We start from the raw sequence: 1,208 nt of genomic DNA, 5'->3' as shown, positions 1-1,208 counted from the left end.
GATGGCAAAGGAAAAGTTCGAACGCGGCAAGCCGCACTGCAACATCGGCACGATCGGTCACGTCGACCACGGCAAGACGACGCTGACGGCGGCGATCACGAAGTACTTCGGCGATTTCCGCGCCTATGACCAGATCGACGGTGCGCCGGAAGAGAAGGCGCGCGGCATCACCATCTCGACGGCGCACGTGGAATACGAGACGGACAACCGTCACTACGCGCACGTGGACTGCCCCGGCCACGCCGACTACGTGAAGAACATGATCACGGGCGCGGCTCAGATGGACGGCGCGATCCTGGTGGTGAACGCGGCCGACGGCCCGATGCCGCAGACGCGCGAGCATATCCTGCTGGGCCGCCAGGTGGGCATCCCGGCGATGGTGGTGTTCCTCAACAAGGTCGACCAGGTGGACGACGAGGAGCTGCTGGAGCTCGTGGAGATGGAAGTGCGCGAGCTTCTGTCGGACTACGACTTCCCCGGCGACGACATCCCGATCATCGCGGGGTCGGCGCTTGCGGCGATGGAGGGGCGTGACCCGGAGATCGGCGAGAACAAGATCCGCGAGCTGATGGCGGCGGTCGACGACTACATCCCGCAGCCGGCGCGCGCGGTGGATCAGCCGTTCCTGATGCCGATCGAGGACGTGTTCTCGATCTCGGGCCGCGGCACCGTGGTCACCGGCCGGGTCGAGCGCGGCGTCGTGAACGTCGGCGACGAGCTCGAGATCGTGGGCCTGAAGGACACCAAGAAGACGACCTGCACGGGCGTCGAGATGTTCCGCAAGCTGCTCGACCGCGGCGAGGCCGGCGACAACATCGGTGCGCTGCTGCGCGGCATCGACCGTGACGGCGTGGAGCGCGGCCAGGTGCTGTGCAAGCCGAAGTCGGTGACGCCGCACACCAAGTTCGAGGCCGAGGTCTACATCCTGACCAAGGAAGAGGGCGGCCGCCACACGCCGTTCTTCGCGAACTACCGTCCGCAGTTCTACTTCCGCACGACGGACGTGACCGGCACCGTGACGCTGCCCGAGGGCACCGAGATGGTGATGCCGGGCGACAACCTGAAGTTCGGCGTCGAACTGATCGCGCCGATCGCGATGGAAGACGGCCTGCGCTTCGCCATCCGCGAAGGCGGCCGGACCGTCGGCTCGGGCGTCGTCTCGAAGATCCTCGAGTGATCGGACCGGGACGCCGACAGGCGTCCCGACC

The 1,208-nt window shown here is 66.7% G+C and carries 1 protein-coding gene; it reads left to right on the top strand.

Going from position 1 to position 1,208, the window contains the following annotated elements; all coding sequences use genetic code 11:
• Position 1 precedes the first annotated feature (1 nt).
• Complete coding sequence (gene tuf, locus ROJ8625_RS20465) at positions 2-1,177, top strand: elongation factor Tu (protein WP_085793778.1); 1,176 nt, start codon at positions 2-4, stop codon at positions 1,175-1,177.
• The last annotated feature ends 31 nt before the right edge of the window (positions 1,178-1,208 follow it).

This window comes from Roseivivax jejudonensis, from assembly GCF_900172265.1.
Classification (GTDB): domain Bacteria; phylum Pseudomonadota; class Alphaproteobacteria; order Rhodobacterales; family Rhodobacteraceae; genus Roseivivax; species Roseivivax jejudonensis.
Note: the sequence above shows the minus strand (reverse complement) of the source record. Positions and strands in the feature narration are given on the sequence as shown.